Here is a 24065-nt window from a genome sequence, read left to right as displayed (position 1 = left end):
GAGGGGCGATGACACTTCCGCGGATCGTTTCGCGCGACGAGTGGCGGGCGGCACGCGAGGCGTTGCTGGTCAAGGAGGAGGTCGTCACGCGCGCGCGTGACGCGCTGGGCGCCGAGCGGCGCGAGCTGCCCATGGTCGAGGTCGACGCGGAATACGTGTTCGAGGGCGGCGACGGCAAGGCGACCCTGCGCGACCTCTTCGAGGGCCGCCGTCGGCTCCTCGTCCACCACTTCATGTTCGCCCCCGAGTCGACCGAGGGCTGCCCCGGCTGCTCGGAGTTCCTCGACAACGTCGGTCACCTCGCGCACCTGTGGGCACGCGACGCCTCGTTCGCGGTCGTGTCCCGGGCGCCGTACACGCGGATCCTGCCGTTCAAGGCGCGCATGGGGTGGACGGTGCCGTGGTATTCGTCGTACGGCAACGACTTCGACCATGACTTCCCGGTGACGCCCGACAGCGCGGGGGAGACCGTCGAGCGGTCCGGCGTGAGCTGTTTCCTGCGGGACCGTGACCAGGTCTTCCACACGTACTCGGCGTACGGACGCGGCCTCGACGGTCTAGGCTCGGCGACCAGCTTCCTGGACCTCATGCCCCCGGGAGCGCCCTTGGCAACGCCCTTGGGCGGCGAAGGCGTGCGCCATCACGACGCGTACGAGTACTGATACGGAAAGTGACAAAAGGGGCGTAGGGGATGTAACAGGATGAGCTCATCCTCACATCCAGCGGTGAATGAGTGTCAACTACGTCTCAGTACGGTCACTGGGCGAGGCCCTTTCCCCATGATGAGCGTTTAACTCTATGAGATCAGCGCTACATGGAGGTGCAGGGTGAACGGGCGAAAGGTGCTCGAACGCTTTCCCGCCGGGGGGCCGCGTGGCTCCTGGCCCGCGGAGGAGTTCGCGCAGGCGCGGCGCCTGGAGGGTCTGGCCGCGGAGGTCGTCATGGACCTCGCGACGGACACGTTCCTCGTTGTGGTCCCGGGCGGAGCGGTGGGGGAGTGACGCCGTCGCCGGGCCCCTCCTGGGAGGGGTTCAGGCGCTGATCGGCCTCGACCACGCCGGAATCGTCCCCGTCACCTGACACAGGGCGAGATAGAGGGGTATCGGCGGGGTGTACGGGAGGGTGTCGTGCGGGCGGTGCAGGAGGGGTGGGATGCGCGGGGCGCCGAGGATCACCGCTCCCGTGGAGTAGTGCGCCGGGGTGGGCCACTCCAGGGCGTAGTCGGAGTCGGCGGGGACGAGCCACCACCAGTGGCCCGTGTCCGCGTACACACAGCCCACGCGTGGTAGCCGGGGGAGTATCTGGGGGCCGAAGCGGGCGGGCACCGCTACCGCGTCACAGCCCAGGGGGGCGGTCATGCCGTCCGGTATCGGAAGGTGCAGGGAGTTTCCCGGGTGGGGTGGACTGTGCAGGCCGCGCTTCACGCGCACCAGTGTGTCCATGGTGACGACCCGGCCCCCCGTGGACGTACCCCTTACACCCATTCGGCCTCTGTCCCCGTCCCCGTTGTCGCGTGCCCCTGAAACCGGTGGCGCCCGTGGTGTCCGTGGTGCGCCTGAGTGTCGTCGGCGGGTTCCGGTTCCGGCTCGCCGGCCGTGCCGGGGCGGGGCGGTGGCGCGCCCCAGCCGAGGTCGCCGCGGACCGCTGTGCCGTCGTGGGCGTCGGCGCCCACGACGGTCGTCCGGGCGAGTTCCGCCCAGACCAGCAGGCCGGGGCCGTGTTCCTGGGCCCCCCAGGCCCTGCACATGGCCTCGACGAGGAGCAGCCCCCTCCCCTGCTCGTCATCGGGGCGCTGCGGCGACTGATGGGGCACACCGGGCGCACAGCCCTCGTCACGCACCGCTATGCGCACCAGGTCGTCTCCGTCGTGCAGCTCGCAGACTATGTGGCTGCTCGCGGTGTGCACGATGGCGTTGGTGACCAGCTCGGTGACGACCAGGGCCGCTGTGTCGCAGGTGTCCTCGCAGACCGACCAGCCCGTGAGCCGGGCCCGCGTCAGGCGGCGGGCCTGTGCGGGCGAGCCCGGGTGGGCGGCCAGCTCGAAGCGGAACCGGCGCTCGTCCGCCGTGCCGGGGCGCAGCGAGGCTGCGGACCCGGGACCGGAGCGGTCCGCGGCGGCGTCTGTTCCTAAGGGCGGGGACGGAATCACGCTTGCCACTATCTCCCCGCCGTGAACACTTGGCAAGTGTCACTCTGAAAAATGCAGAGTGCGGTGTGACGGAGTGGAACGGCGTGGCACACTGCTCGCAACAGCACGCGGAGCGGCGCCAGTTGGGACTTTCGGCAGGTTTTCGAATAAACCTTCGAATGAATTCCCGGTGGCGCCGCCGGGCTGTCAGGAGTCTTCACCGGCGTCCGCCGGTGCTCGATGGAGGTGGAGCGTGAGCGAACCGCGGTCCGCGCCGACGGTCGGACAGGTCGTCCTCGGCCGGCGCCTGCTGGACCTGCGGGAGCGCGCGGGCCTGCGGCGCGAGGAGGCCGCGCGCATCCTCCGGGTCGCCCCCGCCACCGTCCGCCGTATGGAGATGGCCGAGGTCACGCTCAAGATCCCGTATCTCCAGCTCCTCCTGAAGTCGTACGGCGTCTCGGACGAGGAGTCCGAGGCGTTCGTCCAGCTGGCCGAGGACGCCAACCTGCCCGGGTGGTGGCAGCGGTTCCACGACGTGCTGCCCGGCTGGTTCTCCATGCACGTCAGCCTGGAGGGCGCGGCGAGCCTCATCCGCCAGTACGAGCCCCACTTCGTCCCCGGACTGCTGCAGACCGAGGAGTACGCCCTCGGCGTCCTGAAATCGGGCGCCATCGGCCAGACCAGACCCGAGGACATCGAACGCCATGTCGCGCTGCGCATGGAACGTCAGGGGCTGCTCACCCGTGACGGCGCGCCCCGGCTGTGGGTCGTGATGGACGAGACCGTTCTGCGCCGCCCGGTGGGTGGCCCGGAGGTGATGCGTGCGCAGATCGACAGACTGCTCGACGCCACGGACCTGCCCAATGTGACGCTCCAGGTCGCCCCCTTCTCCTCGGGGCCGCACCCGGGCACGTACGGGCCGTTCGTGCTGTTCCGTTTCGCCGTGCCGGAACTCCCGGACATGGTCTACAGCGAGTACCTGACCGGCGCGATCTATCTGGATTCGCGCACCGAGGTGGCCACCCACCTGGAGGTCATGGACCGCATGGCGGCTCAGTCCGCTACAGCACATCGCACGAAGGAGATCCTCCGGGATCTCCGCAAGGAGCTCTGAATCTCTGCATGGATCGCATGACGTCCAAGGCCCGCATACGCCACGAGCGAATCAATGAGCTGACCACTGAACGGGTCACCGACCGGGCGAGCGCCCGCATCTACAACGGCATGCCCGCCGGTGAACTGGGCAGCGAGGGCTGGCACAAGCCGTGGAGCGGCGGCAACGGCGGCAACTGCCTGGAGGCGATGAAGCTCGCCGACGGCCGGATCGCCGTGCGTCAGTCCACCGACCCGGACGGTCCGGCGCTGATCTACACCACGGCCGAGATGCTCGCCTTCATCGAGGGCGCCAAGGCCGGTGAGGCCGACTTCCTGCTCTCCTGAGGTCCGGTTCCGGCCGTTTGTATGGCGTCGGTTCCGTTGTGTTCAGTCGATTCCCCTAATTTGGTTAATTTGGTGCTCAGTTGATCACTTGCCACGCCAGACACCGAGAAGAATTACGGAGTTCGTCATGACCGGGCAGCACCCCATCGAGATGGACACCGGCAAGCCGCATCCCGCGCGGATGTACGACTGGTATCTGGGTGGCAAGGACAACTACCCGGTCGACGAGGCGATGGGGCGGCAGATGCTCGCCCTCGACCCGCGTGTCCCGGTGATGGCGAAGGTCAACCGCGCCTTCATGCAGCGCGCCACACGTTGGCTGACCGGGCACGGCATCCGCCAGTTCCTGGACGTCGGCACCGGCATCCCGACCGAGCCGAACCTCCACCAGATCGCCCAGGAGAGCGCGCCCGACGCCCGGGTCGTCTACTGCGACAACGACCCCATCGTGCTCGCCCACGCGGCGGCTCTGCTGCGCGGTACGGAGGAGGGTGTCACCGAGTACCTCCAGGCCGATGTGTGCGACCCGGACGCCATCATCGAGGGCGCGAAGAAGATCCTGGACTTCGACCGGCCCGTGGCGCTCTCCCTCGTCGCCCTGCTGCACTTCGTCTCCGACGAGGACGGCGCGCACGAGCTGGTCGGCCGTCTGCTCGCTGCCCTGCCCGCCGGCAGCTACCTGATGATGACCCACGCGACCGCCGACTTCTCCCCGGAGGAGTCGGCTGCCGCGACGGCGAAGCTCAGGGCCGCGGGCGTCACCCTCGCCCTGCGCTCCCGCGCCGAGTTCGCCCACTTCTTCGACGGCCTCGACCTGGTCGAGCCCGGCGTCGAGGTGGTCGACAAGTGGCATCCGGAGCTGGGCGAGCCGATCCCGGGCCAGGAGGACGGCGTGATTCCGGGGTACGGGGCGCTGGGCCGCACGTCCTGACCCGGACGCACGGGTCGGCGGTCACGGCCCAGGGATGTCCGGCTCGGCGAGCTGGGCCGCGCTCAGGGCCCCGGTGCGCGGATCGACGCCGGTGGTGATGCCGGCGACCGCCGACGCCGGGAGCCGGCGGGGAGGGCACCACCCCGCGCCACAACCGCCCCTGGGAGCCCGAGGGCTGGGAGTGGTGGACACCCTGCGACCGTGCGGGTCTCCGCCGGCGGTCGGCGCCGGTGTCTCCTCGTCTCCCGCGGGACACGGCCAGGGTGCCGAGCGCGTCGGCCGTTCGCGTCGCACGCGCTCCCTCATCCCGGGGGAAGTGCCTGGCAGAGCGCCTCCAGAGCCGCACCGTAGGCATGCTCGGAGGGTGCCGCGTACCCCACGACGAGCCCGTCGAGCGTGATCGCTCCCAGGCCTTCGGGCGGTGCCGTTCCCGGCTCGTGGAACTCTGGGTGCCGGAAGTCGGGATGCCGGAACTCCGCGAGCCCGTCGAGGGCGATTCCCCGCCAGGCCGCCGCCTTCACCGCCGACCGTTCCGTCCCGGGCGGCAGCCGCAGCACCGCGTGCAGGCCGGCCGCGACCCCGGTGACCTCGACATGGGGCGCGTGCGCGGCTAGGGCGGCGACGAGCCGGTCACGGCGGCGCCGGTACCGCTGCCGCATCCGCCGCACATGACGGTCGTACGACCCCGCCCCGAGGAAGTCGGCGAGCGCCAGCTGATCGAGCGCGCTCGTCCACGCCTCCCGCTCACCCTTCAGCGCGAGCACCGGCTGCACGTACCGCTCCGGAAGGACCATCCAGCCCAGCCGCAGCGCGGGGGACAGGCTCTTGCTGACCGAGCCGAGGTGGATCACCCGCTCCGGGTCCAGCCCCTGTACGGCGCCGACGGGCCGGCGGTCGTAACGGAACTCCCCGTCGTAGTCGTCCTCCAGGATCAGCCCGCCACGCGCGCGTGCCCAGTCGATCACTGCCGCACGGCGCACGGGGTGCAGCGGGCCGCCGGTCGGGAACTGGTGCGCGGGCGTGAGCAGTACGGCCCGCTCCCGGTCGAGCAGACCGACCTGTGCGCCGTCCTCGTCGAGGGGCAGCGGCACGGTCCGTACCCCGGCCGCGGCCAACAGTTCCCGGTGGAAGCCGAGTCCGTACGCCTCCACGGCCAACGGCCCGCGCAGTACGGCGTCCGTGCCGCCGCTGCCGCTCGTGCCGCCGAAGAGCAGCCGCAGGGCGTGTGCGAAGCCCGAGCAGATGACGATGCGCGCGGGCTCGGTACGTACGCCACGCGCGCGTGCCAGGTACTCGGCGAGGGCCTCCCGCAGTTCGACCCGTCCGGCCGGATCGCCGGGCCCGAAGGCCTCGTTCGGCGCCTGTTGGACCGCCCGCCGGTACGAGGCCAGCCAGGCGGAACGCGGGAACCCCGACGCGTCCGGCTTGCCCTGGCGCAGGTCGTGCCGTGGCCCACGCGCGCGTGGAGGTGGCTTGACGGCGACACGGGACGCCGCCCTGAGGGGTTCGGCGCGCTCCGCCACCCGGGTGCCCGAGCCCTGGCGGGCGGTCAGCCAGCCCTCGGCGACGAGTTCGGCGTACGCGTCGGCCACCGTGTTGCGGGCCACGCCGAGATCGGCGGCGAGGGAGCGGTACGGCGGCAACAGAGTGCCGGGCGCGAGCCGGCCGCTGCGGACGGCGTCCCGCAGGGCACGGAGCAGCGCGGCCCGCCGCCCGCCCGGCCCCGTCGACTCCAGTTCCAGATGGAGGTCGGCGCCGATGCGCTCAGCGGAATTGGCCCATGTTTCTTCCACAGAAATGAACCTTACCGCTGGTCTTTCCGGCCCGTAGATTCATGGTCATGACGACGAACACGAACACCGTGAGCCCCACGACCGCCCACTTCGAGGGGGCCGCCGAAACCCCCCGTCTGAACCTCGCGAAGACGGCCCCCAAGGTCTTCCGCGCCCTCGTCGGCTTCGACGCCGCGGCTCGCGAGGGTCTCGACCCGGCGCTGGTCGAACTGATCCAGATCCGCGCCTCGCACCTCAACCACTGCGCGTACTGCCTCCACATGCACACGAACGACGCGCGCAAGGCGGGCGAGAGCGAGGACCGGCTGCACCTGGTCGCGGTGTGGCGCGAGGCCCGCCACTTCTACACCCCCAGGGAACAGGCGGCGCTCGCCCTCACGGAGGCGGTCACCCTGGTGGCCGACGCGGGCGTCCCGGACGACGTCTACACCGAGGCCGCGGCCCACTTCGACGACCGGGAACTGGCCCAGGTCCTGGCCCTGATCCTCACGATCAACACCTGGAACCGGGTGGCCCTGGCGACCCGCAAGGTGGCCGGCACGGACGAGCGCTGACCCACGTCCGGCACGGACGGAGACAGGGACAGGGACAGGGCGCGGGCGATCACACGGTCATCGGCCGGTCGTACGGCCCTATGGGCGCCGGCAACTGCGTGGCGCCCATCAGCCGACGGTCCACGGCCGCCGCGACCGCCCGCCCCTCCGCTATCGCCCACACGATCAGCGACTGCCCGCGGGCCGCGTCCCCCGCCGCGTACACACCCGGCACGTTCGTCGCGAAGTCCGCGTCGCGGGCGATCGTGCCGCGCGGGTCCAGGGCGAGCCCGAGCTGGTCGATCAGACCGTCCTCCCGGCCGGGCCCGGAGAAGCCGAGGGCGAGCAGCACCAGGTCGGCGGGGAGCGTTCGCCCGGATCCGGGCAGCGGCCGCCGCTCCGAGTCCACCTCGACGAGGTGCAGGGCCCGTACGTGCCCGTCGGCGTCGCCCGAGAAGTGGAGCGTGGACGCCGCGAAGAGCCGCGCGTCGGCGTCGGCGGCGGGCGCCGACTCCAGGTCACGAGCCTCCTCGTGCGCGGCCGACAGCCGGTAGATCTTCGGGTACGTCGGCCAGGGATCGGCGTCCTCGTCGCGCTCCGCGCCGGGCTGGGCGTAGATGTCCAACTGGGTGACGGAGGCGGCCCCTTCACGCACCGCGGTGCCGAGACAGTCGGCGCCCGTGTCGCCGCCGCCGACGATGACGACATGCTTCCCGGCGGCGGACATCGGCGACTCCTCCAGATCCCCCTGGCACACGCGGTTTGCCAGCGGCAGATACTCCATCGCCTGATGAACACCGGCCAACTCCCGCCCGGGAAGCGGCAGATCACGCCACGCCGTGGCCCCAACGGCCAGCACCACTGCGTCGTAACGCGACCGCAGCTCGGCGGCCCCGACATCCCGCCCGACGGCTGTCGACGTACGGAACTTGGTTCCCTCGGCCCGCATCTGCTCGACGCGCCGCTCCAGATGGTGCTTCTCCATCTTGAACCCGGGAATGCCGTACCTCATCAGCCCGCCGGGCCGGTCGTCCTTCTCGTACACGGCGACGGTGTGTCCGGCACGCGTCAGCTGCTGGGCCGCGGCGAGCCCGGTGGGCCCCGACCCGATCACCGCGACCGTACGCCCAGACAGCCGGTCCGGCGGTCTCGGCGGTGCCAAGCCGTCGGACCAGGCCCGGTCGGCGATGGCGACCTCGACGTTCTTGATGGTCACCGCAGGCTGGTTGATGGCCAGCACACAGCCCGCCTCGCACGGCGCCGGGCACAACCTCCCGGTGAACTCGGGGAAGTTGTTCGTGGCGTGCAGCCGGTCGCTCGCCGCGCGCCAGTCCTCCCGGGAGACCAGGTCGTTCCACTCGGGGATCAGGTTCCCCAGGGGACAGGCCTCGTGGCAGAACGGGACACCGCAGTCCATGCAGCGACCGGCCTGCTCGCCGATGATGGGGAGCAGCGCCCCCGGGACGTACACCTCGTCCCAGTCACGGACCCGCTCCTCGACTGGCCTGCGCGGCCAGTTCTGGCGTGCTGTGGTGAGAAAACCCTTGGGATCGCCCATGACCGTGTCCTCGCCGTCTTCCCTGCGTACGCATGACGGGGCCGTGCGTCATCGGGCGGCACTCTCCTTCGGCCACGATACGACTCATCGACCATGCACGCCGAGCGGGACGGCGGCCCAGATGTCGGCTCAGGCGACGGCCAGGACGTACAGCACGGAGGCGGCCCCCGAGGCGACCGTGCGTATGTGGTTCCACAGGGTCCACTCGCGCACGTACACGGGCCAGTACGCGGCGGCCTCCGCCGTCCCCGGCTCCAGCTCCGCCAGCGCGTTGTTGCGCGGCACGTTCGCGCCCATGGTGAGCCCGAACGAGCCGAACAGATACAGCGCGCTGCCCACCAGCAGCTCCACCGCACCCTCGTCCGGCCACACCACGAACGTGACCACGACGGTCACCAGACACAGGGCGGCCGACCCGATGAACACGAGCATGAAGGGCGGATTCACCGCGGTGACGTTGATCGCCCGCATCGCGGCGACACCCTGCGCGGGCGGCAGCGCCGCGAGCCCTCTCATCACGAACGTCGAGAACCCGCAGAAGACCCCGGCCACCAGCCCGGTACCGAGCACACCCAGCACCACGAGTACGAAGTACGCCCCATCGATCATGCCGACTCCCCGGTCGATCATCTCCAGCGGTCCCCACCAGTGAACCTCCTGCCACTGACAATGCCCATGGCCGAACGCCACGGCGCCGTACGCGAGCGTCCAGCGGAGGCGGAGGCGGAGGCACAGGGCGCGACCGGGCCACAGGGCCCGCCGTCACGCTCACACCGACTCGGCCCCGGCGTCGTCCCTCGTTTCCGCCCCCGCACCCGATTCCGTCCCCAGCCCCGTCGCCCATTCCCGGAGCCTCGCTTCGACGGCGCCCGCGATCCGCCGTCGAGCCTCGTGCCGCGCGACCCCGCTCATCAGCAACTGGTCGTACGACGTGTCCACATGCCGTACGGCCGCCACGACCGCCGAGATCACCGCCCCCTCGGACAACGCCCGCCCCGCCGCACTTCGCCCCACACGCCCACTGCCACGCACCGAGGCGTGCGCGGCGATCGCCTCGGCCCGATCCGTCGGGCACCCCGGAAACAGCCGGTGGATCTCCCTCGCGAACGCCTCCGTGAACCGCAGATCCTCCGCGGCCCGCCGGCGCCCGTCCCGTGTCCGACGACGCCGCCGCGCCTCGGCGTCCGCCAGACACCGCTCCTCGGCCCGGGAGAGCCCCGCCTCCTCGACCAGAACGCCCTGCCGCTCGTACCGCCCCTGCCGCCGGTTGAACCGCACGACCACGGCCGACAGCCCGCTCTCCTCCCGTGACCTGCGCGTCAACGCGGTGTCGCCCCTGGGCAGGAACACCAGATGCCCGAGATCGGCGCAGTCAAGACACCGAGGGGCCCCCTCCTCCAGCACGAGCAATGCCAACGGCCCCCGTCGGCACTCGGCACAGTGCCGCCGCCTGAGCGGCTGCACGACGAGAAGTCCGGCGTGGAGCGGGGGAGTCGCGCGGTCTGTCACAGATGCTTGATTCCCATCGGCGACCAGGAATCCCCGGACAGACCTCACCTCCTCGCCACCGACGGCCACCCGGCATCATGGGCCGTGTGCGACTGGAACCGATCACCTGGGACCGGCTCGGCGACCTCCTCGCCGAACGTGTGCTCGACCTGAAGCCGGACGACGGCAGCCCCTGGCCACGCATCGCCTTCGACGGAGCCCCGGCCGCCCGCCCGGGAGACCTCGCTGAACGTGTGGCCGAGGCGCTGCGCATACGTGGCCGCCCCTCGCTCGCCATCGGCACCGCCGGCTTCCTGCGCCCCGCCTCTCTCCGGCTGGAATACGGCCACGAGGACGTGGAGGCCTACTACAACGGCTGGTTCGACACCGGCGCCCTCTGGCGCGAGGTCTTCGGCCCCCTCGAACCCGGTGGCGACGGCCGAGTCCTGCCCGACCTCCGCGATCCGCTCACCGACCGCTCCACCCGCAGTCCATACGTCCAGCTCCCGCCCGGCGGAATCCTTCTGCTGCACGGCCCCTTCCTGCTGCGCCACTGGTTCCCGTTCGACAGAGCCGTCCACGTCCTCCTCTCCCCGGCGGCCCTGCGCCGTCGTACCCCCGAGGCCGAGCACTGGACCCTCCCCGCCTTCGAGCGCTACGAGAGCGAGACGGACCCCGCCACCACGGCCGACGTCCTGATACGCGCGGACGACCCGCGTCACCCGGCCTGGAACGGCTGACCCGGTTCTGGGCGCGGCGCCCGAAAACCGCGCACTTCCGGGTGCGCATCCCCGGGAGCGCGGCAAGAATGTAGGGCGCCGGGACTAGCGGTGCCCTCCGCGCCGCGCCGGCCGTCCGGCACCGGGAGGTACTTCATGACCACCGCCGGAGACATCATGCATCGCGGCGCCCAGTGGATTCCCGCACACGAGACACTCGACCGGGCCGCCCAGATGATGCGCGAGCTCAACGTGGGCGCCCTGCCCATCAGCGACGAGAACGAACGCCTCTGCGGCATCCTCACGGACCGCGACATCGTCGTCGGCTGTGTGGCCATGGGCCACGATCCGGCAAAGGTCACCGCGGGCGAGATGGCCCAGGGCACCCCGCGCTGGATCGACGCGAACGCCGATGTCAGCGAAGTGCTCGAAGAGATGAAGGACCACCAGATCCGCCGGCTCCCGGTGATCGAGAACAAGCGCCTGGTCGGCATGATCAGCGAGGCCGATCTGGCCCAGCACCTCACCGACGACCAGATCGCGTCCTGGGCCGAGAGCGTCTACGCCAGGACCACCATGCGCTGACACATCGCCCCGTCACACACCCTCGTGGCGAGGGTGTGTGACCGGTCGGCGGTGTCAGAGCCAGCCGTTGCGCCGGAAGCTCCGGTACAGCGTCAGACAGACGACGGATATCAGACCGATGACCATCGGATACCCGAACTGCCAACGCAACTCGGGCATGTGATCGAAGTTCATGCCGTAGACCCCGCAGACCATCGTCGGTACGGCGATCACCGCCGCCCACGCCGTGATCCTTCGCATGTCCTCGTTCTGCGCGACCGTGACCTGCGCGAGGTGTGCCTGCAGGATCGAGTTGAGCAGTTCGTCGAAGGCCGCGATCTGTTCCGTGGCCCGGATCTGATGGTCGGAGACGTCCCTGAAGTAGGCCTGTATCTCCGGGTCGATCACCCGTATCGGCCGCGTCGCCAGTTCCTGAAGCGGTCGGTGCAGTGGAGCCACGGCCCGCTTCAGCTCCAGGAGTTCTCGCTTGAGCTGGTAGATCCGGCCGGGGTCGGCCCGCGCGCCGTCGGTCGCGAAGACATCCGTCTCGACCTGGTCGATGTCCGCCTGCACCGCGTCCGTGACGTGCAGGTAGTCGTCGACCACATGGTCCGCTATCGCGTGCAGCACGGCCGCCGGGCCCTTGGCGAGCTGCTGGGGGTCGGCTTCCAGACCCTCGCGCAGCGGGCCCAGCGAGCCGTGGCGTCCATGTCGTACCGTGATCACGAACTCCCGGCCGACGAAGACCATGATCTCGCCGGTGTTCACCACCTCGCTCGTCGCTGTCAGTTCGGTGTGCTCGACATAGCAGACCGTCTTGAACACCGCGAACAGGGTTTCGCCGTACCGCTCCAGTTTTGGGCGCTGGTGGGCGTCGACCGCGTCCTCGACCGCGAGCGGGTGCAGGTCGAAGAGTTGGGCGATGCCCGCGAACTCATGGTCAGTCGGCTCGTGAAGACCGAGCCAGACGAAGCCCTCGTCGCTCTTGCGGACCCGCCGCACGGCATCGACCAGATCCCGGCCGGCCGGGATCCTGACGCCGTCCTCGTAGGCCACGCAGTTCACGACCGCGGAGCCCAGCGGTGACCGGGCGTGGTGACTCAGGTCGACACGCGGGCGCCGTCGTGCCAGCCGTGCCACCTTGCGGAGGCCGCCGACCCTGCTGAGGCCGGTGACCTTCCGCAGATTCCCTGCCATGGACATCTGGACCCCCTCGCGTGGATCTCCTCGTGCCGCACCGTCCGCACCATGCGTCCGGCTCGCCAGTTTGCCAGCCCCTCGTGAACGTCGGGGGAGCCTGTGGGAACGGAAGGTTCCGCTTCGCTTTCGCCGGTCGGCGCGATCGTCGGACATCTCGTCGTGCGGGAGCGTCGACCCGGCCGAACAAAGCGGATGACTGGGATGATCTCGACATGACGCGAACCGACGGGTATCTCCTCGACAACCGGCAGACCGAGGCGGGACAACGCTTCGACGCATTCGCCGCCCTCTTCGATCCCACGACCTTCCGGCACTTCGAAGGGTTCGGCGTGGGAGCCGGCTGGCGCTGCTGGGAGGTCGGTGTCGGCGGCACCTCGGTGGTCTCCTGGCTGGCCAAGAAGGTGGGCCCGACCGGGAAGGTCGTCGCGACCGACCTCGACACCTCCTGGGTGGCCCCTGCAGCCCGCCCGCCGGTCGAGGTACGCGTCCACGACGTCGGCGTCGACGAGCCGCCGGGGGAGGGGTTCGACCTGGTGCACGCCCGGCTCGTCCTCGTCCATGTGCCGGACCGGGAAAAGGCGCTGCGCTCGATGATCAAGTCGCTGCGTCCCGGCGGACGGCTCCTGGTCGAGGACGCCGATCCCGCTCTGCAACCCCTGCTCTGCCCCGATGAGCACGGCCCCGAGCAGCAGCTCGCCAACCGGCTGCGCCACAGCTTTCGCCAACTCCTCGCGGACAGTGGCGCCGACCTGGCGTACGGCCGCAAACTCCCGCGGCTGCTGCGCGAGGCCGGCCTGCGCAACGTACAGGCCGACGCGTACTTCCCCGTCACCTCGCCCGCCTGCGCCGCGCTGGAGGCCGCGACGATCCGTCAGATCAGGGAGCGGCTCGTCGCCGGGGGGCACACCACGGACCAGGAGATCGACCGGCACCTGGCCAACGTCGCCGCAGGCGCGATGGACCTGGCGACGGCACCGATGATCTCGGCCTGGGGACGCAAGGGTTAGCCAACGGCGACGGCGGTCGGGGCCACTGCTCACCGTCCCCTCAACCGAGAACCGGCGGCCTCCCACCCACCCGCTCCACCGCTCGCGCGCCCGCCCGGCACCCCTCCGCCGCCGCGTCCTCGGGGGCGGCGCCCGTCAGCAGGGCGGCGAGGAACGCGCCGGTGAAAGCGTCGCCGGCGCCCGTCGTGTCCCGGGGTGTCGCGGGCACGGCCGGGACACGGGCGCGCACGGTCCCCGACCGGGCCACCAGCGCGCCTTCGGCACCCTGCTTCGCGACCACCAGCGGGACGTGGCGGCTCAGCTTGGCCGCCGCGTCCGCCGGGTCGGGCAACCCGGTGAGCAGACAGGCCTCGTCACGGCTCGGCAGCAGGACATCCACTCCGGATACGAGATCCAGGAAGCGGTCGACACCCAGTTCGACGAGGAACCCCGCCGACGCCGGGTCCAGGCTCACCGGTACACCACGCGCGCGTGCCGCCTCCATGGCCACCGCCACGAACGCCCGGCTCGGCGCCGAGAACAGCAGGTAGCCCGAGAGATGCAGTCGTGCAACGCCGTCGAGCAGTACGTCCGACCAGTCGTCGGGGTCCAGCCCCAGCGAGGCGCCGCTCTGGGTCACCAATGTGCGCTCCGCCGCCGCGTCCGCGTCCACCAGGCAGATCACCGTCCCGGTCGGAGCATCGGGATCGACGACGAGGCGTGGCCGTACCCCGCAGGCGGTCAGCGCGCGCTCGTGCCACTCCGCCGAGTCCGCGCCCACCCGTCCGAGCAGCCGTACCTCCGCGCGGCCCCAATAGGCTGCCCAGCAGGCCACGTTGGCGCCCGCACCGCCCGGCAGGGTCCGGATCGCGGCGGTCGTGTCGGTCCCCGGCGCGAGCGGACCCCGGTGCCGGGCGACGATGTCCGTGATGACGTCCCCGACGACGAGCAGCGCCCCGCCCGGCTCCGTCACGCCCCGGCCCAGGCCGCCGCGATCCGTCCCGCGAGCCGTACGTTGCCGCGGACCGCTGCCAGGTTGGCGCTCAGCGAGGCGCCGTCGGTGTGCCGCACCAGGTAGTCGAGCAGGAACGGTGTCACCGCCTGCCCGCTCACGCCCTGCTCCTCGCACGCGTGGAGCGCGTCGGCGAGCACGCGCGCGTGGAGCCCGGGATCCAGTTGCTGCTGCTCGGGCACCGGATTGGCGACGATGAACGCCGACTCGGGGGAATCGAGTGCGTCCTGGGCCCGCATCACGTCCGCGACCTGATCCGGCGTGTGCAGCGTCCAGTCCACCGGATGCCCGGAGTCGGAAAGGTAGAAGCCGGGAAAGTTGCCGGTGCCGAAACCGGCCACGGCGACCCCGAGGGTCTCCAGCCGCTGCAGGGTGGCCGGCACATCCAGGATGGACTTCACGCCCGCGCAGACGACCGTGATCCTGGTGCGCGCCAGCAGGCCCAGATCGGCGGACTCGTCCTGCGTCACCGTCCACTCCCGGTGCACCCCGCCGAGCCCACCCGTGGCGAACACCCGTACGCCCGCGCGGGCGGCCAGCAGCGCGGTCGCCGACACCGTGGTCGCTCCGCTCGCCCCGGTGGCCACCGCGAGCGGCAGATCGCGGTGACCCAGCTTGCGGATCCCGTCCTCGTTCGCGACCCGTTCCAACTGCTCCTTGTCCAGGCCGACATGGGGGCGCCCGTCCAGCACGGCGATCGTGGCCGGCACGGCGCCCTCCTGCCGTACGACGTCCTCGAGTTCCAGCGCCACCTGCAGATTGCGGGGGCGCGGCAGCCCGTGCGCGATGATCGTGGACTCCAGGGCCACCACGGGTCGACGCGCGTCGACCGCTTCCCGCACTTCTTCGGACACCACCAGCATCACGTGCCTGCTTCCTGTCGTTCGGTCTTCCCTGATCTTTGGCGGGCGGCGTGCCCGGTCAAACCCCTGCGGCCTGTGGCAGATGCCACCAGCCTCCTACGGTGCCCGGGGGATGGGGGAGACACAGTTCCTACTTCCGGGACCTTGGCGGCAACGCCTTCAAGGTGAACAACGCCATCGCGCCCACGGGTATCAGCAGGCACGCGGCGGCGAGGTTCAGCCACCCGTAGCCCGCCTGGGCCATCACGAGCCCGGCGGCTGCCCCGCAGAGGCCCGCCGAGGTGTTCATGGCGAGGTCCGACAGCCCCTGCGCTGCAGCGCGCGCGGCCTCGGGCACGGAGTCCGTGAGCAGGGCGGATCCGGAGACCAACCCGGCCGACCAGCCCAGCCCGAGAACGAAGAGCCCCGCCGCGGTACGGCCGTGACTGCCGTCGGCTGTGCCCGCGAGGAACGCGGCGCAGGCCAGCAGGCCCACGGCGAGACCGATGCCGGACAGCCGCCCGACCCCGTCGGACAGGCGCCCCATGAGCGGCGAGAACGCGTACATGCCCGCGATGTGGCCGCTGATGACCAGCCCGATCAGATCGATGCTCGCGCCGTGGTGCCCGAGCGCGACCGGGGTCATCGACATGACCGAGACCATGGCCGTGTGGCACACGGTCACCGTCACGAGCGCGAGCCGGGCGCGCGGCGAGGCCGCGACGGCGGCAAGACCCGCCCGCAGGGACCGGCCCTCGGCTGACCGCTCCTCCACCGGGGCGAGGGCGCGGGCCGTGAGCAGCGGATCGGGGCGCAGCAGAACGGCTACCGTCACCGCCGCGACCAGGAAGATCCCGGCCGCCCAGAGGAAGGGACCCGCGAGCGCGGGTATCCCGAGTCCGGAGACACTGCGCCCCGCGGGCGCGGCGATGTTCGGCCCGAGGACCGCCCCTATGGTGGTCGCCCACACGACGTTCGAGATGGCCCGGGCCCGCCGGTCGGCCTCGGCGAGATCGGCGGCGGCGAACCGCGCCCCCAGATTCGCCGACGAGGCCGCACCGAACCCGGCCATGCCGCACAGCAGCAGCGGAAAACTGTCGATGACCGCCGCGACCACCACGACGCCCGCCCCCAGGGCGCCGACGAGATACCCCAGGATCAGCCCGGGGCGCCGCCCGCGCGCGGTCATCAGCGCCGCAAGAGGCAGCGACGCCACCGCCGTGCCCGTGACCATCGCGGTGGGCGCGAGCCCGGACAGCGACTCGGTACCGCTGATCCGCTGGGCCAGTACGGAGGCGAGCGCGACACCGGTGGCCACCCCGAGCCCACCGAGGATCTGGCTCGCGACCAGCACACCGGAGACCCGGCGCCGCAGCACGGCCAACTGCTCGCCCGCCACGGGCACGCCGGCACTCCGCTCGACGGCGGTCATCGCAGCCCACCCGCGTGCGCGAAAGACGTGGTCACCGGCGCGGTCCCCCCTGCTTCCGTACAGCGTTCCCCTACGGAACCTCTTCCCGTACGGGACTGTCCCCTCGTACCGAAGTCTCCCCACTGATGAAACCCTCGGGTCCCGTGGCTGAACCCTCAGAAGAGCGGCTCGGGCAGCACTCCTTCGAGTGCGAGCAGCTTCCTCTTGGTCTCCAGGCCGCCCCCGAACCCGCCGAGGCCGCCGTCGCTCTCCACGACCCGATGGCACGGCACCACGACCGGCAGCGGATTGGCGCCCATGGCCGCGCCGACCGCCTGAGCCCCGCCGGGCCGGCCCACCCGCCGGGCCAGGTCGCCGTACCCGACGACCGCGCCGTACGGCACGCCCGACGCGAGTTCGCGCAGCACCTGACGGTTGAATCCGGAGATCAGAGACCAGTCGAGCGGCAGTTCGAAATCGTGCAGCTCGCCCGCGAAGTACGCCGCGAACTGGCGTATCGCCTCGGCCAGGAGCGGGGACCCCGGCGCCTCGACCGGCTCCGCGCCCAGCCGGGAGGCGAGCCCCGCGACAGTTTTCTCGCGCACCGAATCCGTGACATGGAACACCACGTTCACCAGGCCGTCGTGCGTCGCGGCCAGCAGCATCGGGCCGATGTCGGTGCCGACAACCGCCCACACGACCCGCTGCCGGTTCTCCGGCTCCTGCCGCTCGCCCCGCCCATGGCTGTCCATGCGCCCCACCGTACGACCCGCCACTGACAACGCCCGGCGCGCGGTCCGAGCGGGCAGGGAAGGTCCACGAGTGACAGCGGAGGGACAACGGAACGACAGTGGAAAAAGAGATGCGGCACAGACACGGATTGAACGGAGTTGCCCGAGTCCACACACTCCTGCCGCACAAGTGGGGCAAGGTCGTGTTTCTTTGCCGGAAAATCGTTCGACCCTTCCGGAGCCAGTCATACTCTCTGCCACAACCCTGACCGCTGGCCGGTTCTGGGGCAGGGGAGCATTTCGGGGAATTCCGGGACGCGACAGGGCGGAAGGGCAGCCGCGCATGCAGGGCACGGTCGACGGATTCAGCTACGGACTCGTCACACCGCTGGTGGCCTACCTCATGGCCTGCCTGGGCGGGGCGCTGGGCCTGCGCTGCACCACCAGATCGATGCTGGTCGCCCAGTCGTGGCGACCAGGCTGGCTGGCGCTCGGCTCGGCCGCGATCGGCTCCGGCATTTGGACCATGCACTTCGTCGCGATGATGGGGTTCACCGTCAAGGAGACCCCGATCAACTACGACATGGGGCTGACCTTCGCCAGTCTGGGCGTCGCCATCCTCATGGTCGGCGTCGGGATCTTCATCGTCGGCTACCGGGGCGTGAGCGGAACGGCACTGTTCACCGGGGGCACCATCACGGGCCTCGGTATCGCCTCGATGCACTACCTGGGCATGGCCGGCATGCGCCTCAACGGGAAACTGGAGTACAACACCTACACCGTCTCCGCCTCGGTCGTGATAGCCGTCGTGGCCGCCACCGCCGCTCTGTGGGCGGCCGGGCAGATCCGCGGCTTCCTGTGGAGCGTGGGCGCCAGCCTCGTCATGGGACTCGCCGTCAGCGGCATGCACTACACGGGCATGGCCGCCCTGCGGGTCCACCTCCACGCCGCGCCGGGGAGTCCGGACGGAGACTCGCCCGCGACCCTGCTCGCCCCCTTGATGATCGGCCCGCTGGCCTTCCTCCTGCTGGCCGGCGTCGTCGTGCTGTTCGACCCGCTGATGGTCATGGGCAAGCCCGGGCGTCGCCCCGCCGACAACAAGCCCGGCATCCCGGCCCACCCGGCCGTCCCGCACCCCGGCCGACGCCTCCCACCGCGCCCCGGCCGGCGGCACGAGCACCGCAGCTCCCGCACCCCGCAGAACCGGTGATCGGGGCCCGTTGATGCTCCTATTGGCTGTCAAGCGGCTTGGAGCCAGTCGCGGTAGGCGTGGGCGAGGTTGTCGTCTCGGCGGGTCCCGCGTTCGAGGGTGGAGATGCTGGCGGGCCAGACTCCGAGGTCATGTTCCGCCCGGCCGGAGCTATGAGAACAGGTCCCGGCGGCCGGACAGAACAACGGGAAGACAGCCCAGCAGGGCGTCAGTCAGTGGGAGAGCCACGACCACCGGAACCTGAGTACCAGCATCAATGTCAGTGGGGGGTCGTACGGTGGATGCATGCGGCCAGTTTCCAAGATCGAACGCACGGTGGCGCCCTTCGAGGTCATCAGCCCCTACCAGCCGAGCGGTGACCAGCCGGCTGCCATCGCCGAGCTGGCTCGGCGCATCGAAGCAGGTGAGAAGGACGTCGTGCTCCTCGGCGCGACCGGCACCGGCAAGTCCGCCACCACCGCGTGGATGATCGAGAAGCTTCAGCGCCCCACTCTCGTCATGGCGCCGAACAAGACCCTGGCCGCCCAGCTGGCGAACGAGTTCAGGGAACTGCTTCCGAACAACGCCGTCGAGTACTTCGTCTCGTACTACGACTACTACCAGCCCGAGGCGTACGTCCCCCAGTCGGACACCTACATCGAGAAGGACTCCTCGATCAACGAGGAGGTCGAACGCCTGCGCCACTCCGCGACCAACTCGCTGCTCACCCGGCGGGACGTCATCGTGGTCGCCTCCGTGTCCTGCATCTACGGCCTCGGTACGCCGCAGGAGTACGTGGACCGGATGGTCCCCCTCAAGGTCGGCGCGGAGATCGACCGGGACCAGTTGCTGCGCCGCTTCGTCGACATCCAGTACACGCGCAACGACCTGGCCTTCACCCGCGGCACGTTCCGCGTGCGCGGCGACACCATCGAGATCTTCCCGGTCTACGAGGAACTGGCCGTACGCATCGAGATGTTCGGCGACGAGATCGAGGCACTCTCCACCCTCCACCCACTCACCGGCGAGATCATCAGCGAAGACGAGCACATGTACGTCTTCCCGGCCACGCACTACGTGGCAGGGCCGGAGCGCACGGCGCGGGCCGTCAACGACATCGAGAAGGAGCTCGGCGAGCGTCTCGCCGAACTGGAGAAGCAGAACAAGCTCCTGGAGGCCCAGCGCCTGAGGATGCGGACGACGTACGACCTCGAGATGCTCCGCCAGATCGGCTCCTGCTCCGGAGTCGAGAACTACTCGATGCACTTCGACGGCCGCCTCCCGGGCTCCCCGCCGCACACCCTGATCGACTACTTTCCGGACGACTTCCTGCTCGTCATCGACGAGTCGCACAACACGGTCCCGCAGATCGGCGCCATGTACGAGGGCGACGCGTCCCGCAAGCGCACGCTCGTCGACCACGGCTTCCGGCTGCCCTCCGCGCTGGACAACCGCCCCCTGAAGTGGGAGGAGTTCCAAAAGCGCATCGGACAGACCGTCTACCTGTCGGCGACCCCCGGCAAGTACGAGCTGTCCCGTGGCGACGGCTTCGTCGAGCAGATCATCCGCCCCACCGGCCTCATCGACCCCGAGGTCGTCATCAAGCCCACCGAGGGCCAGATCGACGACCTGGTGCACGAGATCCGCACGCGCGCCGAGAAGGACGAGCGTGTCCTGGTCACCACGCTCACCAAGAAGATGGCCGAGGACCTCACCGACTACTTCCTGGAACTCGGCATCCAGGTCCGCTATCTGCACAGCGACGTCGACACCCTGCGGCGGATCGAGCTGCTGCGTGAACTGCGTGCCGGCGAGTTCGACGTCCTGGTCGGCATCAACCTCCTGCGGGAGGGGCTCGACCTCCCAGAGGTGTCCCTGGTGTCGATCCTCGACGCCGACAAGGAGGGCTTCCTGCGCTCCGGCACCTCCCTGATCCAGACCATCGGCCGCGCGGCGCGCAATGTGTCCGGCCAGGTCCATATGTACGCGGACAGGATCACCCCGGCGATGGAGAAGGCCATCGAGGAGACCAACCGGCGCCGGGAGAAGCAGGTCGCGTACAACACGGAGAGGGGCATCGACCCGCAGCCGCTCCGCAAGAAGATCAACGACATCGTCGCGCAGATCGCCCGCGAGGACGTCGACACGGAACAGCTCCTCGGCTCGGGTTACCGCAAGTCGAAGGACGGCAAGGCCCCGGTGCCCGCGCTCGGCAAGTCAGCCAGGGGAGCCCGGGCCGGCAAGGGCAAGGCCGGGGAGACGGTGCCGACGGACCGCCCCGCGGCCGAACTCGCCGACCAGATCGAGGAGATGACAGCACGGATGCGCGCTGCCGCGGCCGACCTGCAGTTCGAGGTCGCCGCCCGGCTACGCGACGAGGTGTCGGAGATGAAGAAGGAGTTGCGGCAGATGAAGGAGGCCGGCATCGCCTGACTGCCGCACGAGGCACTCGGGGTGCCGGCCGTCGCACCGGACGGGCATCCCGACCGGTGTCCGTGAGCTGCGTCGTACGCGCAGTGTTGCAACACCGACACAAAGTGCGCCCGAGGCTTCGGCACTGTCAGTGCCCCTGCGTAGGGTTCAGGTCATCCGCGGACCCCGCGGAAACAGGGGACGGCTCGAGAGGGGAACAGCGCGTGGTGGACGTATCCAAGGGCGGCACGCCCAGTGGCAGCGTCAATCTGACCAAGGGTCAGGCCATCAACCTGCAGAAGAACGACGGGGGCACCCTGACCGCGGTGCGGATGGGCCTCGGCTGGCAGGCGGCTCCCCGGCGTGGCCTGTTCGGCTCGCGTACGAGGGAGATCGACCTCGACGCCTCTGCCGTGTTGTTCGCCGACAAGCAGCCCGTCGACGTCGTGTTCTTCCGTCATCTGGTGAGCGACGACGGTTCCGTGCGCCACACCGGGGACAACCTCGTCGGCGGTGTCGGCCAGGGAGGCGACGACGAGGCGATCCTCGTCGACCTGCCGCGTGTGCCGGTCCACATCGACCAGATCGTCTTCACCGTGAACTCGTTCACGGGCCAGACCTTCCAGGAGGTGCAGAACGCGTTCTGCCGTCTGGTCGACGAGACCAACGGTGACGAACTCGCCCGCTACACACTGGACGGCGGCGGCCAGTACACGGCTCAGATCATGGCGAAGGTGCACCGCGCGGGCACGGGCTGGCAGATGACCGCCCTTGGCACGCCTGCCAACGGCCGCACCTTCCAGGACCTGATGCCGGCGATCCTGCCGCACCTGTAGCCGGGCCCGGGCAGCCCACGGAACAACAGAACGACACGGGGGGACGAAGGCGATGACGGCCGAGCTGGTCCGGGGGCAGAACCATCCGCTCTCCCAGGTCCGCCTAGAAGTGCGGATCTCGGCCGGCACGCCGATCGTGGCCGGGGCCACGATCGGCGACGAGCAGGGCAAGGTCCACGGCGTCGAGTGGGTGGCTCACCCCGGTGCGCCCACGCTTCCGGGCCTGGAGGTCTCCAAGCAGGCGGCGGCCGACCACCGGCTCGCCGTGGACCTGGGTGCCATGCCGGAGTCCGTGCACCGGATCAGCGTGCTGCTCGCCCTGCCGTCAGGTGTGGGCGGGCCCGTCCGCTTCGGCGCCGTAGCCGCACCCGTCGTCGCCGTCACCGGCCTCGACGGCACCGAGGTCGTCAGTTACACGATCACGGGCCTGGAGGCCGAGTCGGCCGTGGTCGCCCTGGAGCTCTACCGCAGGCAGGATGCCTGGAAGGTGCGCGCCATCGGCCAGGGGTACTCCGGCGGCCTCGTCGAACTCCTTACCGACCAGGGCCTCCCCGAGGCTCGCCGGCTCGCGGACGTCATCGACGCGGCGGTGGCCCAGGCCCACTCCCGCTCGGTCGCGCCCCCGCCGTCCCGCACGCAGGACGGCGACCGCACCCGCCGGACCGCGTCGTCTCCCGCACCCGTGCAATCCGCGTCTCCGTACGCGGCTCAGGGACCGCAGGACACCCCGACTCCCGGCGCACCGGAGCAGTCCGGCCCGGTGGTCCAGGGCGGCCAGGGCGCTGGTTCTGCCCAACCCGCGTCACCGTACGAAGTCCAGAACCCGCAACCCACCCCGGGGCAGGCCGACCCCGCTGCCGCCCCGCAGTCGTCCGCCCCCGTCGCCGCATCACCGATCAACTACAGCCATCCCAGCCGCCGTACGGCCGCTCCGCCACCGGCCCCGCCGACCGCACCCCCGGCCCAGTCGGGACAGGCGGCGCGGCCGGTCGCGGGGGACGCCACCGGGTGGTCGATGGACGAGCGGCTCTACAACCAGGTCTGGGGCATGTTCGAGGACCTGGCGCGCAGTGTCGCCGCATACCGAAGCGCCGTGGACTTCGCCGACTCCCGCCTTGAGAAGGAGATCGACCAGGCGCTGGCCGATCCCCGCAGCCGGGTGGGCGACCGGGGGGACGCCGCCCGGGAAGCGGCCCGCGCCAAGCAGGCCCAGCTCGTCGACCAGGCCCGAGCCGCCCTCGACCGAGACCTCTCCCAGCTCACCGCCGAGGCCGAGGTCGTCGAGCCCGCGCTGCCCCTGTCGTACGCGAGCTGGGACAACCCTGTCTGGCACGGCTACCGCGTTCCGATGGAGATGCCCATGGCGCTGCGGCTGGGCGACCTGAGGCTGCCCGAGAGCGCCCAGCTGAGCATCCCGATGCTCGTCCGGCTGCCGTTGGAGCGCGGCCTGTGGATCGACAGCGGTGGTCAGTCGCTCGACGGCTCGCTCCTCGACTCCGACGAGCTGCGCCGGCTCGCCATGGACACGGCGGTCACGCACGCCGCCCGGCTGCTCGCCGTCCATCCGGCGGGCGAATTCGCCGTACACGTCATCGACCCGGCGGGTTCGGGCGCTGCGGCCCTCGCGCCGTTGGTGCGGAGCGGCGTGCTCGCGGGTCCGCCCGCTGCCGGAGCGGCCGGTGTCGCGGACGTCCTGGGCCGGCTGACCCAGCGCGTCGACCTCGTGCAGATGGCGGTGCGTGGCGGCGCGGCCGACTCGCTGCCGCCCGACTTCGACACCGCTCAGCAGCTGTTGATCGTCAATGACTTCCCGCACGGCTTCGACGACCGGGCGGTGACCCAGCTGCGCTATCTCGCGGACGAGGGCCCGGCCGTCGGCGTCCACCTGATGATGGTCGCGGACCGAGAGGACGCAGCGGCCTACGGACCGTTGCTCGACCCGCTCTGGCGTTCGCTCATGCGACTCACCCCGGTCCCCGACGACCACCTTGCCGACCCGTGGGTCGGCCATGCGTGGACGTACGAGCCGTCGGTCGTGCCGCGTGGCAGCCAGGTGCTCCAGCAGGTGCTCAGCCAGGTCGCGGCGGCCCGCCGCTCATGGAACCGCTGACGCCTACAGGCGCTTCACCAAGTATCTGCAAAGTCTCCTGACCTGCGGACTTTGATTTTCTTTTACTAATCTCTTTACCTTTCCTTGGTGATTGGGGTACTGTTTTCCCAACGGAGGGGAGTACTCCCTACCTGCTGCGGCGTACCCGTCAATACGGATCAATCCAGATCCCGGGGCGTCGG

At 70.6% G+C, this 24065-nt stretch carries 24 protein-coding genes; 13 read left to right on the top strand and 11 right to left on the bottom strand.

What is annotated here, in order from left to right; translation table 11 throughout:
- Positions 1-8: 8 nt before the first annotated feature.
- Positions 9-662: a DUF899 domain-containing protein gene (locus tag G3I56_RS38435; RefSeq protein ID WP_164417396.1), complete on the top strand. Its 654-nt coding sequence runs from the start codon at positions 9-11 to the stop codon at positions 660-662.
- Between the two features lie 165 nt (positions 663-827).
- The gene (locus tag G3I56_RS43435; protein WP_343240179.1) at positions 828-1001 is read left to right on the top strand and encodes a hypothetical protein; all 174 of its coding nucleotides are present in this window, start codon (positions 828-830) and stop codon (positions 999-1001) included.
- Positions 1002-1031: 30 nt separating this feature from the next.
- Here G3I56_RS43435 and G3I56_RS38430 read toward each other — a convergent pair whose 3' ends face one another.
- Both G3I56_RS38430 and G3I56_RS38425 read right to left on the bottom strand, forming a co-directional pair.
- A complete protein-coding gene (locus tag G3I56_RS38430) occupies positions 1032-1484 on the bottom strand; it encodes a hypothetical protein (RefSeq protein WP_164417393.1) in 453 nt (150 codons plus the stop codon).
- Positions 1475-2158 carry an ATP-binding protein gene (locus tag G3I56_RS38425; protein ID WP_164417391.1) on the bottom strand — a complete coding sequence of 228 codons (684 nt, stop codon included), beginning with the start codon at positions 2156-2158 and terminating at the stop codon, positions 1475-1477. Before G3I56_RS38425 ends, G3I56_RS38430 begins: the two co-directional genes overlap by 10 nt.
- A 223-nt stretch (positions 2159-2381) precedes the next feature.
- Here G3I56_RS38425 and G3I56_RS38420 point away from each other — a divergent pair, with 223 nt between their 5' ends.
- The 3 genes from G3I56_RS38420 to G3I56_RS38410 all read left to right on the top strand — a co-directional run bounded on the left by G3I56_RS38420 (position 2382) and on the right by G3I56_RS38410 (position 4499).
- On the top strand, positions 2382-3242 hold the full coding sequence (locus G3I56_RS38420) for a helix-turn-helix transcriptional regulator (protein ID WP_164417388.1): 861 nt from the start codon (positions 2382-2384) through the stop codon (positions 3240-3242).
- Positions 3243-3352: 110 nt separating this feature from the next.
- Positions 3353-3568 carry a DUF397 domain-containing protein gene (locus G3I56_RS38415; protein WP_055525969.1) on the top strand — a complete coding sequence of 72 codons (216 nt, stop codon included), beginning with the start codon at positions 3353-3355 and terminating at the stop codon, positions 3566-3568.
- Positions 3569-3695: 127 nt separating this feature from the next.
- Positions 3696-4499 (top strand): SAM-dependent methyltransferase, encoded by an 804-nt coding sequence (locus tag G3I56_RS38410; protein WP_164417385.1) that lies wholly within the window; start codon positions 3696-3698, stop codon positions 4497-4499.
- A 302-nt stretch (positions 4500-4801) separates the two neighbouring features.
- Here G3I56_RS38410 and G3I56_RS38405 read toward each other — a convergent pair whose 3' ends face one another.
- The gene (locus G3I56_RS38405; protein ID WP_164417382.1) at positions 4802-6292 is read right to left on the bottom strand and encodes a PLP-dependent aminotransferase family protein; all 1491 of its coding nucleotides are present in this window, start codon (positions 6290-6292) and stop codon (positions 4802-4804) included.
- Between the two features lie 47 nt (positions 6293-6339).
- On the opposite strand from G3I56_RS38405, the gene G3I56_RS38400 reads away from it, so the two are divergent.
- Positions 6340-6846 (top strand): carboxymuconolactone decarboxylase family protein, encoded by a 507-nt coding sequence (locus G3I56_RS38400; RefSeq protein WP_203691642.1) that lies wholly within the window; start codon positions 6340-6342, stop codon positions 6844-6846.
- A 49-nt stretch (positions 6847-6895) separates the two neighbouring features.
- Here the strand turns inward: G3I56_RS38400 and G3I56_RS38395 are convergent, their stop codons facing one another.
- From G3I56_RS38395 to G3I56_RS38385, 3 genes are all read right to left on the bottom strand, one after another.
- Positions 6896-8383 carry a glutamate synthase subunit beta gene (locus G3I56_RS38395; RefSeq protein ID WP_164417380.1) on the bottom strand — a complete coding sequence of 496 codons (1488 nt, stop codon included), beginning with the start codon at positions 8381-8383 and terminating at the stop codon, positions 6896-6898.
- Between the two features lie 129 nt (positions 8384-8512).
- Entirely contained in the window at positions 8513-8992 is a 480-nt protein-coding gene (locus G3I56_RS38390) for an anthrone oxygenase family protein (protein ID WP_164417378.1), read from the bottom strand.
- Between the two features lie 159 nt (positions 8993-9151).
- Complete coding sequence (locus G3I56_RS38385; protein WP_164417376.1) at positions 9152-9892, bottom strand: DUF2293 domain-containing protein; 741 nt, start codon at positions 9890-9892, stop codon at positions 9152-9154.
- Between the two features lie 77 nt (positions 9893-9969).
- Between G3I56_RS38385 and G3I56_RS38380 the strand changes: the two genes are divergently transcribed.
- Positions 9970-10611 (top strand): uridine kinase, encoded by a 642-nt coding sequence (locus G3I56_RS38380; protein WP_203691640.1) that lies wholly within the window; start codon positions 9970-9972, stop codon positions 10609-10611.
- A gap of 135 nt (positions 10612-10746) precedes the next feature.
- Positions 10747-11175, top strand: coding sequence for a CBS domain-containing protein (locus G3I56_RS38375; RefSeq protein WP_164417370.1), 429 nt, complete (start codon positions 10747-10749; stop codon positions 11173-11175).
- A gap of 54 nt (positions 11176-11229) precedes the next feature.
- Here G3I56_RS38375 and G3I56_RS38370 read toward each other — a convergent pair whose 3' ends face one another.
- The gene (locus tag G3I56_RS38370) at positions 11230-12357 is read right to left on the bottom strand and encodes a magnesium and cobalt transport protein CorA (protein ID WP_164417367.1); all 1128 of its coding nucleotides are present in this window, start codon (positions 12355-12357) and stop codon (positions 11230-11232) included.
- A 209-nt stretch (positions 12358-12566) separates the two neighbouring features.
- Between G3I56_RS38370 and G3I56_RS38365 the strand changes: the two genes are divergently transcribed.
- Positions 12567-13361 carry a methyltransferase domain-containing protein gene (locus tag G3I56_RS38365; protein WP_164417364.1) on the top strand — a complete coding sequence of 265 codons (795 nt, stop codon included), beginning with the start codon at positions 12567-12569 and terminating at the stop codon, positions 13359-13361.
- A gap of 40 nt (positions 13362-13401) precedes the next feature.
- Here the strand turns inward: G3I56_RS38365 and G3I56_RS38360 are convergent, their stop codons facing one another.
- The 4 genes from G3I56_RS38360 to G3I56_RS38345 form a co-directional block, all read right to left on the bottom strand.
- Complete coding sequence (locus G3I56_RS38360) at positions 13402-14313, bottom strand: sugar kinase (protein WP_164417361.1); 912 nt, start codon at positions 14311-14313, stop codon at positions 13402-13404.
- Positions 14310-15215: a pseudouridine-5'-phosphate glycosidase gene (locus tag G3I56_RS38355; protein ID WP_164314852.1), complete on the bottom strand. Its 906-nt coding sequence runs from the start codon at positions 15213-15215 to the stop codon at positions 14310-14312. The genes G3I56_RS38360 and G3I56_RS38355 overlap by 4 nt, the downstream gene beginning before the upstream one ends.
- Positions 15216-15345: 130 nt before the next feature.
- Positions 15346-16626, bottom strand: a complete 1281-nt coding sequence (locus G3I56_RS38350) for an MFS transporter (protein ID WP_164417358.1) — start codon at positions 16624-16626, stop codon at positions 15346-15348.
- 155 nt (positions 16627-16781) lie between these two features.
- Positions 16782-17357, bottom strand: coding sequence for a methylated-DNA--[protein]-cysteine S-methyltransferase (locus G3I56_RS38345; protein WP_164417357.1), 576 nt, complete (start codon positions 17355-17357; stop codon positions 16782-16784).
- A 322-nt stretch (positions 17358-17679) separates the two neighbouring features.
- Here G3I56_RS38345 and G3I56_RS38340 point away from each other — a divergent pair, with 322 nt between their 5' ends.
- The 4 genes from G3I56_RS38340 (at position 17680) to G3I56_RS38325 (ending at position 23883) form a co-directional block, all read left to right on the top strand.
- Positions 17680-18546 carry an MHYT domain-containing protein gene (locus tag G3I56_RS38340; protein ID WP_164417355.1) on the top strand — a complete coding sequence of 289 codons (867 nt, stop codon included), beginning with the start codon at positions 17680-17682 and terminating at the stop codon, positions 18544-18546.
- A 285-nt stretch (positions 18547-18831) separates the two neighbouring features.
- A complete protein-coding gene (gene uvrB, locus G3I56_RS38335; protein WP_164417353.1) occupies positions 18832-20958 on the top strand; it encodes an excinuclease ABC subunit UvrB in 2127 nt (708 codons plus the stop codon).
- Between the two features lie 248 nt (positions 20959-21206).
- Positions 21207-21773 (top strand): TerD family protein, encoded by a 567-nt coding sequence (locus tag G3I56_RS38330; RefSeq protein WP_164316392.1) that lies wholly within the window; start codon positions 21207-21209, stop codon positions 21771-21773.
- 52 nt (positions 21774-21825) lie between these two features.
- Positions 21826-23883: a TerD family protein gene (locus G3I56_RS38325; RefSeq protein ID WP_164417351.1), complete on the top strand. Its 2058-nt coding sequence runs from the start codon at positions 21826-21828 to the stop codon at positions 23881-23883.
- The last annotated feature ends 182 nt before the right edge of the window (positions 23884-24065 follow it).

This window comes from Streptomyces sp. SID12488, from assembly GCF_010548275.1.
In the GTDB taxonomy this organism is placed as follows: Bacteria; Actinomycetota; Actinomycetes; order Streptomycetales; family Streptomycetaceae; genus Streptomyces.
Note: the sequence above shows the minus strand (reverse complement) of the source record. Positions and strands in the feature narration are given on the sequence as shown.